We start from the raw sequence: 14,283 nt of genomic DNA, 5'->3' as shown, positions 1-14,283 counted from the left end.
GGCAGTGTTGTCAGTCCGGCATCAGGGTCCTCTAGAACTGCGGCACCGACCGGCTGACCTTTCTCCACTCCCACGCCGCCCCCGCCGCGGCCACCGTTCCCAGCCCGGCGATCGCGGCGATGACGTGGTGCACCGGCCACCAGTGCGCCGCCGCCCCCGCCGCCGCGATGCCCAGCCCCTGCGAGACCCGCAGCGCCGTGACCGCCAGCCCGAACGCCTGCCCCCGCGTCGCGTCGGGCACCGAGCGCACGAACAACGCGTTCGCGAGCAGCTGGTACCCGCTTGCCGCCCCCGACAGCCCGAGCAGCACCAGCGACCACGCCAGCCCCGGCGAGAACGCCATCGGCAGCAGCACCGCACACGACACGACCGCCAGCCACGGCATCCACCGCAGCCCTGGCGCGCGTGGCACCCGCGCCAGCACCAGCATGCCCACCGCCGTGCCCGCCGACACCACGCCGAAGATCGCCCCCACCGCCGCCGGACCCGCACCCAGCCGGGCCGCCAGCGGTGCCGCGAGCGCCTCCGCCGCGATGTAGAAACCCGACACGCACGCCAGCGCGACCAGCGCCCTCAACTGGCGGTCACCCCACACCAGCCGCGCGCCCCCGACGAGATCCCCCGGCCACGCCCGCACCCGCGGGCCACGCGGGGCGGGGCGGTCCAGCAGGAACACCAGCACCAGCAACGCCGAGACCCCGAACGTCACCGCGTCCGCCACCAGCACCGGGCCCGGCCCGAGCCACGCCACCAGGGCGCCGCCGGTGAGGAACCCGGCGACCTGGGCGGCCTGCGTGACCGTGCTCAGCACGGCCTGCCCCATCGGATACCGCTCGTCGGGCAGGACCTGCGGCAGCAACGCCGCCCGCGCCGCCCCGTGCGGGGCACCGGCGAACTGCACCAGCACCAGCAGTGCCGCGAGCGCCGACAACGGCATCCCCGGCACCGCCATGAACAACAACAGGACCGCCCGCACGAGATCGGCGGCCACCATCACCTCTTTGCGCGCGAACCGGTCGGCCAGGCCCGAGAGCAGCGGCCCGCCGACCAGGTCCGGCAGGAACGTCAACGCATACGTCAGCGCGGTCAGGCCGGCGCTGGCGGTGCGGTCGTAGACGTGCACCGTCAGCGCGACCCTCGCGAACTGGTCCCCGGCCACCGACACCACGTGCGCCACGAACAGGGCGCGGAACTCGCGATCGCGGGCGAGCTCGCGGTAGCCGGGCATGCCTACAGAATGGACGACCAGAACCCGCACCGGTGATCTCGGGCGAAATCAGTTCCCCCGATCGTGCCCGGCGCCAGCGACTGCACCGGCGCCCGCCACCCCGGATCACCCGTCCGCGCGAACCGGCCCCACGCGGCGATCATGTAGTCCGACACCGCCCGCTGCGCCGGCGAGAGCGTGACGCCGGGGAACTCGAACAGCATCACCAGCTCCGATCCGTGATAGGCCTGGTAGTCCGGGAACGGTGGCAGCGGGAAGATCAGCGGCGCGTCCTGGTCGGCGAACTCGTACCCCGACACCCGAGCGTGCCGTCCCAGCTCCCGGCGGGCGAGCTGTGACGGGCACGACCACGACTTGTCCGTCAGCACCCGCGCGATCTCGGAGCGGGCGTCCCCGTCACCGTCGACCGGGTACCGCGCCGCGACCTTCTCGGCCACCCCGGCCCCCAGCAACGCCGTCAGCTGCCCCAGATAGGCGGTCTCGGGCACCGGCTCGGGCCAGAACAACGGCGCGAACAACGTCATCTCGTCGTGCGTCGTCCCGACCAGCGTCGGCACCCGGTTCATCCGGCCGGTGCGCTGCGCCACGACCGGATCGATCGGCAGCACCGCCGTGTCGAACGCCGGGTACGAGAACTGCTCGTGCACCGTCAGCAGCTTCTCCACCGGCTGCGCCCGCAGGCACGCCACGTCCGCGCAGCCCAGCACCCCGGCACCGGCCTTCTCGACCTGTGCCCGAGGTCGCCACAGCGTGGTGAACTCGCCCGGCGTGGTCAGTGAGGGTGAGGTCAGCCCGCACGGCCCGGACTGGATGATCGCCTTGGCGAACAACCCCGCCGCCCGCGGCGACGCCAGCTGCGCGCACACGCTCAGCCCACCCGCGGACTCGCCGAAGATCGTCACGTTGCGCGGGTCGCCGCCGAACGCGCGGGCGTTGCGCTGCACCCACTTCAGCGCCGCCTGCTGGTCGGCCAGGCCGAACGTGCCCGACCCCGCCAGACCGGGATGACCGAAGAACCCGAACACCCCGAGCCGGTAGTTGACCGTCACGATCACCGCGTCGTTCTTCGTCGCGAGCCACCGCGCGTCGTACTGCGAGGCCGCCCCCGCGGTGAACCCGCCGCCGTGGATCCACACCATCACCGGCCGCGGCTTGGCCGACGTGCCCGCCGGAGTCGTGACGTTGAGGTACAGACAGTCCTCGACGTCGGATGCGGGCAAGCCGAGCTGCGAGTTCTGCGCGCACATCGGCGCGGGTGTCGTCGCGTCCCGCACGTCCCGCCAGGGCGTCACCGGCTGCGGATCGCGCCACCGGTTCCCGCCCACCGGCGGCGCGGCGAACGGGATGTTCCCGAACGTGCGGTACGTGTCGGTGACCGTTCCCTTGACCGCACCTTTGTCGGTGCGCACCACCGCGCCATCACCCCCGGCGGCGGCCGGAGCCACCACCACGGCACAGGCCATCACGGCGGCGAGCACCGCCGTCAGCATCCTCTTCACATCGCTCCCCAGAAATCGCACTTGTGGTCCTTCACGAAATCCGTCGGCCCGACCGCACCCGCGGCCAGCGACTGCACCGGCGCCCGCCACCCCGGCACGGAATGGCGCCGAACGTGCGATACGCGGCCGTCACCGTTCCGGCGACAGCGCCCTCGTCGTCAGCGTCCTTGCCATGAGTCGTCGAACCCCTTCGGACTCGAACGTATCCATGTCCGGGAGGGCCGGAAACCGAATAAAGGCAGTTGTCCCGTCCATCGAAAGTTGATGATCCGGTTCACCCTGTTGCCGACATACCGACCGGTCGGTACCCTCACGACTCGTGGGTGACACAACGTTTCCGGAGCAGCCGGTCGTCGACGCGCTCGTCTTCGACTGGGGCGGGGTCCTGACGGTCTCCGTGCCCGAGTTCGTCGGCGCGTGGCTGCACGCCGAGGCCATCGACCGCGAGGTCTACCACCGCATCATGCGCGAGTGGATGAGCCGCGAGGCCCGCCCCGACAACCCCGTGCACCGGCTCGAGACCGGCGAGCTGACCGTGGCCGAGTTCGAACGGCTCCTCGCCGCCGAGCTGATCACCACCACGGGCGCGCGGATCGACGAGAACGGGCTGCTCAAGCGCATGTTCGGTGGCGCGTCGCCCGACCCGGCGATGGTCGAGCTCGTCCGCAAGGCCCGCGCGTGCGGCCTGCACACCGCGTTGCTGTCCAACAGCTGGGGCGAGGGCTACCCGAAGGACCTGCTCATCGAGTTGTTCGACACCGTCGTGATCAGCGGCCGCGTCGGCCTGCGCAAGCCCGACGAGCGCATCTACGTCCACACCCTCGAGCAGATCGGCGTGCCCGCCGCCCGCGCGGTGTTCTTCGACGACGCGCCGGTAAACGTCGACGCCGCCCAGGCCGTCGGCATGCACGCGTTCCGCCACACCGGCGCCGAGTCCACCCGCGCCCACCTCGCCACCCTCGGAGTGAACCTGTGACCGACCTTCCCGGCCTCGACCTGCAGGCGCTGGCCACGCACCTGGGCACAGGCCCGCTGACCGGCGAGCTGTTCCCCGGCGGCCGCTCCAACCTCACCTACCGCGTCACCGACGGCACCCAGCGGTGGGTCCTGCGCCGCCCGCCGCTCGGGCACGTCCTCGCCACCGCCCACGACATGGCCCGCGAGTTCCGCGTCATCTCCGCCCTGGAGCACACGTCGGTGCCGGTCCCGCACGCGCACCAGCTCGTCGAGGACACCTCCGTCATCGGCGCGCCCTTCTACCTCATGTCGGAGATGCCCGGTGTGGCGCTGCGCGAACGCAAGCAGTGCCCGTGGCTCAACTCCGAGAAGGCCACCGTCCTGTCGCGCAAACTCGTCGACGTGCTCGCCGACCTGCACTCCGTCGACCCCGACGAGGTGGGCCTGAGCGACTTCGGCCGCCCGGAAGGGTTCCTCGCCCGGCAGGTGAAGCGGTGGGGCAAGCAGCTCGACGCCTCCCGCAGCCGCGACCTGCCCGGCATCGACGAACTGCGCGACAAGCTCGCCGCCACCGTCCCCGACTCGCCACGCGTGGCGATCATCCACGGCGACTACCGCCTCGACAACGCGCTGGTCACCTCCTCTCCGCTGCAGATCAGCGCCGTGCTGGACTGGGAGATGGCCACCCTCGGCGACCCGCTCGCCGACCTCGGCCTGCTCTACGTCTACTGGCAGGGCCTCGGCGTGGACCCGGGAATGGGCACTGACCCGATCACCGGCAGCGTCCCCTCGATGCCCGGGTTCCTCTCCGCCGACCAGCTCGTCGCCCGCTACACCGCCCGCACCGGCACCGACACCTCCGGCCTGGGCTGGTACATCGCCTTCGGCTACTTCAAGCTCGCCGTCATCGTCGAAGGCATCCACTACCGCAACACCCTCGGCAAGACCGTCGGCGCCGGCTTCGAAAAGCTCGGCGCCTTCACCGTTCCCCTCGTGCGGCAGGGTCTCGCCGCCGCCCACAAGGAGCTCTGACCATGGACTTCGCCTACGACACCAAGACCGAGGAACTGCGCGCGAAGCTGCTCGCGTTCATGGACGAGCACGTGTACCCGGCCGAAGCCGTCCTGGAGCAGCAGCTGCACGACGCCGCCGACCCGTGGGAACGCCAGCCGATCCTCGAAGAACTCAAGACCAAGGCCCGCGAACAGGGCCTGTGGAACCTCTTCCACCCCGAACACGGCGGCCTGACCAACCTGCAGTACGCGCCGCTCGCGGAGATCACCGGCCGCAGCCCCCACCTCGCCCCCGAAGCGCTCAACTGCGCCGCGCCCGACACCGGCAACATGGAAGTGCTGACCATGTTCGGCACCGACGAGCAGAAGAAGCAGTGGCTGCAACCGTTGCTCGACGGCGAGATCCGCTCCGCGTTCTGCATGACCGAACCCGAGGTCGCCTCCTCCGACGCCACCAACATCGCCACCCGCATCGAACGCGACGGCGACGACTACGTCATCAACGGCCGCAAGTGGTGGTCGTCGGGCGCGATGAACCCCAACTGCGCCATCTTCATCGTGATGGGCAAGACCGACCCCGACGCCGACCGGCACCGCCAGCAGTCGCAGATCCTCGTCCCGCGCGACACCCCCGGCATCACCGTCAAGCGCGCCCTGCACGTCTTCGGCTACCAGGACTACGCGCACGGCGGCCACGCCGAGATCATCTTCGACAACGTCCGCGTCCCGGCCTCGAACCTCATCGCCGGCGAGGGCGAGGGCTTCGCGATCGCGCAGGCCCGCCTCGGCCCCGGCCGCATCCACCACTGCATGCGCCTGATCGGCATGGCAGAGCGCGCCGTCGAACTGATGTGCCGCCGCGCCGTCTCCCGCGTCGCGTTCGGCAGGCCCATCGCCACCCAGGGCGTGCTGCACGAGTGGATCGCCGAGTCCCGCGTCCGCATCGAACAGGCCCGCCTGCTCGTGCTCAAGACCGCGTGGCTGATGGACACCGTCGGCAACAAGGGCGCCCACACCGAGATCCAGGCCATCAAGATCGGCACCCCGCTGATGACCGAATGGGTCATCGACAAGGCCATCCAGGCCCACGGCGGCGCCGGCGTCAGCCAGGACTTCCCGCTCGCCGAGCTGTGGGCCGCCACCCGCACCCTGCGCATCGCGGACGGCCCCGACGAGGTCCACCGCATGTCGCTGGCCAAGCGGGAACTCAAGAAGTACCTGTAGTACGCACGAGTGGTGGTGTCCGCGCGGGCACCACCACTCTCCTCGTGACCGCGCACGCCACCGGGGCGACCAGGGTCGCTGCGGCTGGAAAGTGCTCAGTTGTTGAGCGCTTCTCGGGCGACCAGCGCCGCCCGGCACGCGTGCACGAAGTCCCAGAACACCTCGGTCGTCGTGTGCCGGCGATCCGACCGCGAGTTCTCCGCGAACATCGCCGTGCGCAGGGGAGTGGTCAGCTCCAGCTGAGCGCCCTGCCGCGACCGCGTGCGGTTCGCGATGTTCGCCCGGTCGTAGCCGCCCAGTATCGGGTGGTCCACCGCGTCGATCGTGTGAAACCCGGCCCGCCGCAGCCGCGTCAGCAGCTCCAGCCGCAGCAACGCGTCCCGCCCGCCGACCAGCACCGCGCGGTCGTGGTCCTCCAGTCCCGCCGCCGCGGCCGTGCACCCGTGCAGGCCCAGCGCGTGCGAGGCACCCGAAACCAGCTCGCGGGCCACGCGGTCGTCGCAGTTCGACGACGTCACGTGCAGCTCGTCGTTCGCGACCGACCGCAGGCCCTCGAACATCCAGTAGTCGTGCGTCTGCCCGATCGGCACCCGCGTCGACGGGTGGTAGCCCGCGATCGCGAGGCACAGTTCCGACGTGCCGACCTCGATACCGCCGCCGTGCGGGGCGAGGACGACGGACGGCGTGCGGGGCCGGTGCCGCTTGAAGCGACGCCGGTAATCCACCCGTTCCACCAGTCGGGGATCGGCGTAGAGGTCGGAGTTGGACGCGTAGACGTCTAACGCCGCCCACTGAGGCTGGGGTCTCATGGCGGGCGGAAGCCTACCTGGCATCACCCGGATGGCCGCCGCCCGCCAGGCGTATCACGCGTCGATCTGCTTGGGCGCGTCCTCGCCCGAGGTGATCGAGATCTTGCGGGGCTTCGCGCGTTCCGCGATCGGAATCCGCAGCGTCAGCACACCCGCGTCGTACTTGGCGTCGATGCGGTCGGTGTCCAGCGTGTCACCCAGGAACAGCTGCCGTGAGAACGCGCCCAGCGGCCGCTCCGACACCTGCATCTCGACGTCCTTGCCGATCGGCCTGCGCTCCGCCTTGACCGTCAGCACGTTGCGCTCCACGTCGAGCTCGATCGCGTCCGGCGTCACGCCCGGCAGATCGAAGCACACCACGAACTGGTCGCCGTCGCGGTAGGCGTCCATCGGCATCGCGGTGGGCCGAGACCACGTACCCGGAGTCCCGAACACCTGCTGCGTCAGCCGGTCCAGCTCACGGAACGGGTCAGTGCGCATCAACATCTGACACCTCCTGTAATTCCTCGTTGGACTGTCAATGCGCTGCACCACCGTTGTAGCATGTCGTCGAAACGATGACAAGTGCCGAGCGTCATCGGAAGGACGACACATGACGAGCGACTACGAGACCGTCCGCGCCACCGCCGCCTCACCGGGTGACGCCCGTGAGGTCCTGGCCGCGTTGATGCTGCTCAGAACCCTCCGCGACGAACTGTCGGGCTGGGAACCCCAGCTCATCGAAGCCGCCCGCGCCCTGGGCACCAGCTGGGCGGACCTCGCCCCGGCCCTCGGCGTGGCCAGCAGACAGGCCGCCGAGAAGAGGTACCTGCGCGTCCGCCGCACCGGCGAGACCGGCACCGGCGACGAACGCGTGCAAGCCGAACGAGACCGCCGCGCGGGCGACAAGGCCGTCGCCACCTGGGCCCGCGACAACGCGACCGTGCTGCGCATGCTGGCTGCGCAGGTCGGGCCGCACCACGCCGGAGTGCAGGAGGCGCTCGGCGGGGAGGACGCGGCGGGGCTGCTGGGGCCGCTCGCGGAGGCCGGGCCGGGGTTGCAGGACGGGCATCCCGGGCTGGCCCGGCAGATCGCGGCCATCGGGGAGCAGACCGACCAGCTGCGCATGGACGCGCAGAACCGCAGGTCAGGGAGCTGAGCCGTCAGCGGTTGTGGAGCCTGTGTTCAAGCCAGCAGCGCGCGCCTTCGGTGGCGTCCGTCCCGGCGAACTTCCGCTCCCAGAGGCGCACGAGGGAGGCGGTGTACGCGGTGATCCCATCTGGATCCGCTGCTCGGAAGCCGTCGAGTTGCCCGGCCCATGCCTCAGCGTCTGCCGGCTGGTGTCCGGCGGCGATGAGCCGGACCGCGATCTGAGCGCCGTCAACCCAAGGAGCGCCAGACCTCCACCTGGCCGGCGCGGTCGCCTCATCCCGCCGAGACGACCGCGCGACACCACGGCATTCCTCACCGAGGCCGACCAGGCAGCAAGTCGACTTGGCCGCGACGCGAACTACCTGTGGACCGCGTTCGGCCCCACCAACGTCAAGATCCACCGGGTCACTGCCGCGATGGAACTCGGGGACGTTCAAGTCGCGGTCGACCTCGGTCCCCGCGTCGACATCCGCGGTCTTCCGACCAGCAGGACGCACCTGAACAAGTCCGGTACCACCGGCTGTCCCGCATCCTTGTCCGCGAAATGATCAGATTGCCTCGTCCAGCCACCCACGCCGTCGAGTTGGCTCACCGGATGGGTGTTCGCGGCACCGACCCGAGTCAGTCGTAAGGTGCCTCGACATGGCGACCACCATGCTTCCCCCCGACTTGCGCGCGGATGTCGAGACATTGTGGGGATACCACGACATGGGTCACGAACCTCGCCGCTGCGACGTTGGCATCGGCCTGGGCAGCCACGACCTCGGTGTCGCCGCTTACACCGCTGAGCTTTATCACCAGGGCTTGTTCCCGCGCATCGTGTTCACCGGCGCCAACGCGCCCACCACGATCGAACGATTCCCTCGCGGTGAAGCCGTGCACTACCGCGAACACGCCATCGCACTCGGCGTGCCCGCCGAGGTGATCAGCATCGAGACCCAGGCCACCAACACCAGCCAGAACCTCACCAACAGTCGCCAGATCCTCGCCGACGCGGGAGTCCGACCCGAGTCGGTCATGCTGATCTCCCGGCCCTACCAGCAGCGACGAGCTTATGCGACCTGCCGCAAGGTATGGCCTGAGGTCAACGTCATGTGCTCGTCCCAACCGCTACCACTCGACGAGTACGTCGCCGGAATCGGCGACGTAGACCGCGTGATCAACATGTTGGTCGGCGACACCCAGCGCATCACCGAGTACCCCCGACGAGGATTCGCCATCGAACAGGACATGCCCCACAACGTCGTCGGCGCGTTCCAGCGGCTTGTTGCGGCCGGCTACACCAGCCGCCTGATCTAACGACGCTGACGCGCGACCATCCTTTCAACGACTCGGGGCGAGGGCGCGGCCGTCGGTGTTCGAGAACAGAGGCGCTCGGCCGGCGCACGGCGCCGAGTGCGAGCACGTGCGCTGGGAGTTCGTCGGCGGCAGCGGCGCGTTGACCGTCCTTGCGTGCCCGCAGCACGTCCACCATGAAGCTGGAACTGCGGTAAAGCGCTACACCAGCGTCAACGTCCCCACCGACGCATCCAACTCCGCCTCCACCCCCAGCGGCAACGACCACGAGCCCGCGCAGTGCCCGAACCCGAACTCGCCCAGCACCGGCACCCCCAGCGACCCCAGCCGGTCCACCAGCACCGAGGACACGTCACCGCACCCCGTCCACGACCCCAGCACGATCCCCGACACCGGCTCGAACCACCCCGCCCGCAGCAGCTGCGTCAGGATCCGGTCCAGCCGGTACGGCTCCTCGTCGACGTCCTCGAGCAACGCGATCGCCCCGTCGGGCGGCGGCGCCCACCGCGGTCCGCCCACGCCCGCCGCCAGCAACGCCGCGTTCCCGCCCGTCAGCACCCCGCGCGCGACGCCGGGCACCACAGGCGTTCCGGCCGTCCACGACCGGACGTCCTCGAACAACACCGAGTACAACCGCGCCTGGGCCAGCGGGTCGTCCACGAAGTCCGACGTGCCCGGCATCGGCGCGAACACCGTCGGCAGACCGACCGCGTTCAGCTCCGTGTGCAGCACCGTCACGTCCGACGACCCCACGAACACCCGCGGCGGCAGGTCCTTCCACGGCACCAGGTCCGTCATCCGCAGGCAGCCGTAGCCGCCCCGCACGCAGAACACCGCCTCCACGTCCGAGCACCAGCCCGCCACGAACTCCTCGGCCCGCGCGGCGTCGGAACCGGCCAGGTACGGCAGCGACCACGGCGTCACCACAGGTGTGGTGACCTCCAGGCCCCACGACTGCAGCACCCGCACTCCTGCCGCGAGCCTCGAAGGCAGGGCCGGGCCGGCCGGTGACACCAGCGCGACCCGGTCCCCGCGCGACAGCGAGCTCACCGAGACAGGTCCAGCACCGGCACGCCCGGCGGCTCGAAACCGAACACCTGGCCGTAGAACGACAGCTCCGCCTCCAGCGCGGTCTTGATCGTCTCGGCCTTGCGGAAGCCGTGCTGCTCGCCCTCGAACGTCAGGTACGCGTGCGGGATCCCCGACCCCGCCAGGTCCGCGGCGAACCGGTCGGCCTGCTCAGGCGGGCAGATCTCGTCCTCCAGGCCCTGCAACAGCAGCACCGGGCCCGACACCGACCGGGCCTTCGTCGACGGCGACCGGTCCCGGTAGCGGTCCGCGGCCTCGGGCAGCCTGCCGACCAGGCCCTCGACGTAGCGCGACTCGAAGTCGTGCGTCTCGCCGCCCTCCGACGTCCAGCCCGCCAGGTCCAGGATCGGGAACGCGACCATGCCGCACCGGTAGGTGTCCGTGGAGGTCAGCGACGCCGCCGACGTCCAGCCGCCCGCCGAGCCGCCGCGGATGCCCAGCCGTGCCGGGTCCGCCGTGCCCTCCTTCGCCAGCTGCTGCGCCACGAACGCGCAGTCCTCCACGTCCACCACACCCCACTGCTCGCGCAGCCGCTCCCGGAACGCCCGGCCGTAGCCGGTCGAGCCGCCGTAGTTCACCGCCACCACACCGATGCCGCGGCTGGTGAAGTACGCGATGTCGGTGTCCAGCTTCGGCAGCGCACGCCCCGTCGGGCCGCCGTGCACGTGCACCACGTACGGGGGCAGCTCACCCTCGGGCCCCGCGAAGTCCGGGTTCGACGGCGGGTAGACGTAGGCCGGGATCTCCCCGAACACCCGCTCCACCGGCACCGGCAGGTACGCGGCCTCCGGCGACTCCTCGCCGCCGGTCAGGTAGGTCAGCTCCCCGTTGGACAGGTCCAGCCGCACCACCGCGAACTCCGACGTCGGCCCGGCCGCGCCGCAGATCACCACGCCGTCGCGCACCGACAGGTCCGGTGCCCACGTCGGCAGGTCGGTCTGCACGTCGGTCACCGTGGCGCTGCGTTCGTCGAGCACCGCCAGGTGCCCGGACCGCACCACCAGGTACCGGCCCGGCGAGAGCGTGGCGAACCAGCGGTTGCCCAGCCGCCACATCGGACCGCCGAGCTCCTCGGAGCACGGCGCGAGATTCTTGCGTTCCCCGTCGGGGGAGATGCGGAAGAGGTTCCACCAGCCGTCGGGGTCGGTCAGCGCCAGCAGGGAGTCGCCCTCCCACTCGAACTGGCACACCGCCTCGGTCCGCGACCCGGCCACGACCTCGTGCTCGGAGGAACCGACCGACGCCACGCACAGCTCGGTGCCGTCCCACGGCATCTGCGGGTGGTTCCAGCCGATCCACGCGAACTTCGTGCCGTCGGGGCTGATCTTCGGGCCGGTCATGAAGTGGTGCGAGGCACCCAGCACCCGCACCTCGCCCGCGGCGGTGATCGCCACCAGGTCGCGGTGCACGTCGGTGCGCGCGTCACCGGTGATCGTCTCCCGCACGCACCACACCTCGCCGTCCGGTCCCGCGGACAGGTCGGCGTAACGCACGCCGTGGTGACGGTCCGGCTCCGGCGTCAGCGGCTCGGGTTGCGGGGAGTCCGGGTTGAACACGTACACGCGCTGGTCGTCCCAGTTCGTGAACGCCACCCGGTCCTCGGACAGCACGACGAACGGCCGGCCGCCGTACTCGTGCACCCGGTTGCGGGCGTTCCACGGTGCGGGCAGCACGTCGGCGCCGTCGCGCACCAGCGCCACCCTGCCGCCCTCGGCAGGCCGGCTCTCCGCCCACCACACCCGTTCGCCGTGCAGGTCGGCCCACTGGAACCCCCCACCCGGCTTCGACGTGTCGCCTGCCGTGATCGGCGAGGTCCAGGTCCCGTACGAAGCGATCTTCACCACAACCCGACCCTATACGCGGAGTGTTTGGTGGGGGAGGACCTGCCGACGATCTCCGCGTGGCCTAGGGTCGTAGGTGCCATGGCTCGCGTCATTCACGTATTCCGCGCACCCGACCGGTTCATCGCAGGGACCGTCGGGCAGCCCGGCGACCGCACCTTCTACCTGCAGGCCTCCGAGCAGAGCAGGTTGATCAGCGTCGCGCTCGAGAAGCAGCAGGTCCAGGTCCTCGCCGAACGCATCGGCTCGCTGCTCGAGGAGGTGCACCGCCGCTTCGGCACCGACGTGCCCGACGACGCGCCGCCCGACGACCTCGACACCGAACCCCTCGACGTGCCCGTCGAGGAGGAGTTCCGCGTCGGCACCATGGGACTGGGCTGGGACGCCGAGTCCAAGGCCGTCGTGATCGAGCTCCTGGCGATCTCCGAGGAGGAGGTCGACGAGGCCGTCGTGCTCGACGACACCGAGGAAGGCCCCGACGCCGTGCGGGTCTTCCTGTCGCCCTCGGCCGCCCGCGCGTTCGCCGAACGCGCCGACAGGGTCGTCAACGCCGGCCGCAAGCCCTGCCCGCTGTGCGCCGAACCGCTCGACGCGGACGGCCACATCTGCCCGCGGCAGAACGGCTACCGCCGCACCGAAGAAGACTGACGTGGACACCTCCGCGGCCCTGGAGTTGCTGAACCACGGCCGCATCGAGGTCGAGGGCCGTCTCGTCGACGCCTCCAACGCGACCCTGTTCTGCAAGATCTCGCTGGACGGCGTCGACGCCCAGTGCGTCTACAAGCCCGTGCGCGGCGAACGGCCGTTGTGGGACTTCCCCGACGGCACCCTGGCCGGCCGCGAGGTCGCCACCTACCTCATCTCCGCCGCCGGTGGGCTCGGCATCGTGCCGCCGACGGTGCTGCGCCCCGGCCCGTTCGGCTCCGGCATGGTGCAGCTGTGGGTCGAGACCCGCGAGGAGGACGAGCTCGTCGACATCATCGGCGTCGACGCCGTCAAACCGGGCTGGATCCCCGTCTTCCACGCCCACGACCGCTTCGGCGACCCCGCCGTGCTCGTGCACGCCGACCACCCGCGCATCGCCCTGATGTCGGCGTTCGACGTCGTGGTCAACAACGCCGATCGCAAGGGCGGCCACGTCCTGCACGCTCTCGACGGCGCGGTCTACGGCGTGGACCACGGCATCTGCCTGCACACCGAACCCAAGCTGCGCACCGTGCTGTGGGGCTGGGCCCGCGAACCCCTGCCCGCCGAGGTGCAGGAGCCGTTGCGGCGCCTGAGATCCGAGCTCGACGGAGCACTGGGCGAGGCGCTGCACGACCACCTCACCCGCGCCGAGGTCCGCGCCGTCGCCGAACGCACCGACAAGCTGCTGGCCGCCGGGGTGTACCCGGAGCCGTCCGGCGACTGGCCCGCTATTCCGTGGCCCGCGTTCTGACCCGCCTCAAAACGGCCCGACAAGCCGCGCCCGGCTCGCTAGCCTGAGTCCGGTGATCGACGAAGACGCCCGATCCCGGCTCATCCGACGCTTCGGCCCCGACGTGACCGGCTGGATCGACGCACTGCCGGACCTGGTCGCCACCCTGGCCGCCCGCTGGGACCTTACCGTCGTGAAGCTCATGCCCGGCAGCACCGGCACCACCTTCCTGTGCACCGACGCCGTGCTGAAGCTGTGCCCGCACCACGAGGTCGCGGCCCTGGAAGCGAGCGCGCTCACCGCCTGGGCCGGCACCGACGCGGTGGTGAACCTGATCGACGCCGACCTCTCCCGCGGCGCGCTGCTGCTGGAAGCGATCAACCCCGGCACACCCGCGCCCGACCCGGCCGTGGTCGTTCCCGAACTCCACGCCGCGGACCCCACCGGCTTCCCGCCGCTCGCAGCCCGCGTCGACTTCCTCTTCGAAGTCCTGCTGCCGCTGCGCACCGGCACCTACCACGCCACCGAACACCAGCACGCCCGCGAACTCGCCGGACACGACGTCGAACCCGTCCTGCTGCACGGCGACATGCACCCCGGCAACGTCCTGCAAGGCCCGCACGGACCGGTCGCCATCGACCCGCGCGCGCACGCCGGCGACCCGGCGTTCGACTGGATGGACCTCGTGCACGACGGCTACGACCTGCACGGCGCCGACGTCGACCTCGACCGCGTCCACGAGTGGCTCACCGCCTTCAAACCGTTCTACGGCTAGGGTT

The 14,283-nt window shown here is 70.9% G+C and carries 14 protein-coding genes; 8 read left to right on the top strand and 6 right to left on the bottom strand.

From position 1 onward, the window contains the following. Positions 1–31 precede the first annotated feature (31 nt). Both AOM45_RS28820 and AOM45_RS28815 read right to left on the bottom strand, forming a co-directional pair. Complete coding sequence (locus tag AOM45_RS28820; protein ID WP_030466121.1) at positions 32–1,228, bottom strand: MFS transporter; 1,197 nt, start codon at positions 1,226–1,228, stop codon at positions 32–34. Between the two features lie 2 nt (positions 1,229–1,230). After that, on the bottom strand, positions 1,231–2,718 hold the full coding sequence (locus AOM45_RS28815; protein ID WP_236703866.1) for a carboxylesterase/lipase family protein: 1,488 nt from the start codon (positions 2,716–2,718) through the stop codon (positions 1,231–1,233). A gap of 328 nt (positions 2,719–3,046) precedes the next feature. On the opposite strand from AOM45_RS28815, the gene AOM45_RS28810 reads away from it, so the two are divergent. From AOM45_RS28810 to AOM45_RS28800, 3 genes are read left to right on the top strand one after another with little or no spacing between them, the layout of a single operon-like run. Continuing rightward, on the top strand, positions 3,047–3,703 hold the full coding sequence (locus AOM45_RS28810; protein WP_030466119.1) for an HAD family hydrolase: 657 nt from the start codon (positions 3,047–3,049) through the stop codon (positions 3,701–3,703). After that, positions 3,700–4,716, top strand: a complete 1,017-nt coding sequence (locus AOM45_RS28805) for a phosphotransferase family protein (RefSeq protein WP_030466118.1) — start codon at positions 3,700–3,702, stop codon at positions 4,714–4,716. The genes AOM45_RS28810 and AOM45_RS28805 overlap by 4 nt, the downstream gene beginning before the upstream one ends. Before the next feature lie 2 nt (positions 4,717–4,718). After that, a complete protein-coding gene (locus AOM45_RS28800; RefSeq protein ID WP_030466117.1) occupies positions 4,719–5,921 on the top strand; it encodes an acyl-CoA dehydrogenase family protein in 1,203 nt (400 codons plus the stop codon). 95 nt (positions 5,922–6,016) lie between these two features. On the opposite strand, the gene AOM45_RS28795 is transcribed toward AOM45_RS28800, so the two are convergent. Together AOM45_RS28795 and AOM45_RS28790 are read right to left on the bottom strand one after the other, a co-directional pair. Beyond that, positions 6,017–6,730: a poly-gamma-glutamate hydrolase family protein gene (locus AOM45_RS28795; RefSeq protein WP_236703863.1), complete on the bottom strand. Its 714-nt coding sequence runs from the start codon at positions 6,728–6,730 to the stop codon at positions 6,017–6,019. A 54-nt stretch (positions 6,731–6,784) separates the two neighbouring features. Continuing rightward, positions 6,785–7,216: an Hsp20/alpha crystallin family protein gene (locus AOM45_RS28790; RefSeq protein WP_030466115.1), complete on the bottom strand. Its 432-nt coding sequence runs from the start codon at positions 7,214–7,216 to the stop codon at positions 6,785–6,787. Positions 7,217–7,322: 106 nt separating this feature from the next. On the opposite strand from AOM45_RS28790, the gene AOM45_RS28785 reads away from it, so the two are divergent. Continuing rightward, positions 7,323–7,868: a hypothetical protein gene (locus AOM45_RS28785; protein ID WP_030466114.1), complete on the top strand. Its 546-nt coding sequence runs from the start codon at positions 7,323–7,325 to the stop codon at positions 7,866–7,868. Positions 7,869–8,503: 635 nt separating this feature from the next. Beyond that, the gene (locus AOM45_RS28775) at positions 8,504–9,160 is read left to right on the top strand and encodes a YdcF family protein (RefSeq protein ID WP_030466113.1); all 657 of its coding nucleotides are present in this window, start codon (positions 8,504–8,506) and stop codon (positions 9,158–9,160) included. A gap of 198 nt (positions 9,161–9,358) precedes the next feature. Here the strand turns inward: AOM45_RS28775 and AOM45_RS28770 are convergent, their stop codons facing one another. Continuing rightward, complete coding sequence (locus AOM45_RS28770; RefSeq protein ID WP_030466112.1) at positions 9,359–10,207, bottom strand: S66 peptidase family protein; 849 nt, start codon at positions 10,205–10,207, stop codon at positions 9,359–9,361. Next, complete coding sequence (locus AOM45_RS28765; RefSeq protein WP_030466111.1) at positions 10,204–12,090, bottom strand: prolyl oligopeptidase family serine peptidase; 1,887 nt, start codon at positions 12,088–12,090, stop codon at positions 10,204–10,206. Before AOM45_RS28765 ends, AOM45_RS28770 begins: the two co-directional genes overlap by 4 nt. 78 nt (positions 12,091–12,168) lie before the next feature. Between AOM45_RS28765 and AOM45_RS28760 the strand changes: the two genes are divergently transcribed. Genes AOM45_RS28760 through AOM45_RS28750 form a run of 3 tightly spaced genes read left to right on the top strand, consistent with a single transcriptional unit; the run spans position 12,169 to position 14,279 of the window. Further along, positions 12,169–12,735, top strand: a complete 567-nt coding sequence (locus tag AOM45_RS28760; RefSeq protein WP_030466110.1) for a DUF3090 domain-containing protein — start codon at positions 12,169–12,171, stop codon at positions 12,733–12,735. A 1-nt stretch (position 12,736) separates the two neighbouring features. Beyond that, positions 12,737–13,525 carry an SCO1664 family protein gene (locus AOM45_RS28755; protein ID WP_030466109.1) on the top strand — a complete coding sequence of 263 codons (789 nt, stop codon included), beginning with the start codon at positions 12,737–12,739 and terminating at the stop codon, positions 13,523–13,525. A 52-nt stretch (positions 13,526–13,577) separates the two neighbouring features. Then, positions 13,578–14,279, top strand: a complete 702-nt coding sequence (locus AOM45_RS28750) for an aminoglycoside phosphotransferase family protein (RefSeq protein WP_051782907.1) — start codon at positions 13,578–13,580, stop codon at positions 14,277–14,279. The last annotated feature ends 4 nt before the right edge of the window (positions 14,280–14,283 follow it).

Origin of the sequence: Lentzea aerocolonigenes (assembly GCF_000974445.1) — a bacterium.
GTDB classification, from domain to species: domain Bacteria; phylum Actinomycetota; class Actinomycetes; order Mycobacteriales; family Pseudonocardiaceae; genus Lentzea; species Lentzea aerocolonigenes.
This window is presented reverse-complemented; position numbering and strand designations above follow the sequence as displayed.

What these genes read in the sequence shown, in the direction of transcription:
- AOM45_RS28820 (WP_030466121.1), bottom strand. Translation starts at nt 1,228, where the DNA reads ATGCCCGGCTACCGCGAGCTCGCCCGCGATCGCGAGTTCCGCGCCCTG.
- AOM45_RS28815 (WP_236703866.1), bottom strand. Translation starts at nt 2,718, where the DNA reads ATGCTGACGGCGGTGCTCGCCGCCGTGATGGCCTGTGCCGTGGTGGTG.
- AOM45_RS28800 (WP_030466117.1), top strand. Translation starts at nt 4,719, where the DNA reads ATGGACTTCGCCTACGACACCAAGACCGAGGAACTGCGCGCGAAGCTG.
- AOM45_RS28795 (WP_236703863.1), bottom strand. Translation starts at nt 6,730, where the DNA reads ATGAGACCCCAGCCTCAGTGGGCGGCGTTAGACGTCTACGCGTCCAAC.
- AOM45_RS28790 (WP_030466115.1), bottom strand. Translation starts at nt 7,216, where the DNA reads ATGTTGATGCGCACTGACCCGTTCCGTGAGCTGGACCGGCTGACGCAG.
- AOM45_RS28785 (WP_030466114.1), top strand. Translation starts at nt 7,323, where the DNA reads ATGACGAGCGACTACGAGACCGTCCGCGCCACCGCCGCCTCACCGGGT.
- AOM45_RS28775 (WP_030466113.1), top strand. Translation starts at nt 8,504, where the DNA reads ATGGCGACCACCATGCTTCCCCCCGACTTGCGCGCGGATGTCGAGACA.
- AOM45_RS28760 (WP_030466110.1), top strand. Translation starts at nt 12,169, where the DNA reads ATGGCTCGCGTCATTCACGTATTCCGCGCACCCGACCGGTTCATCGCA.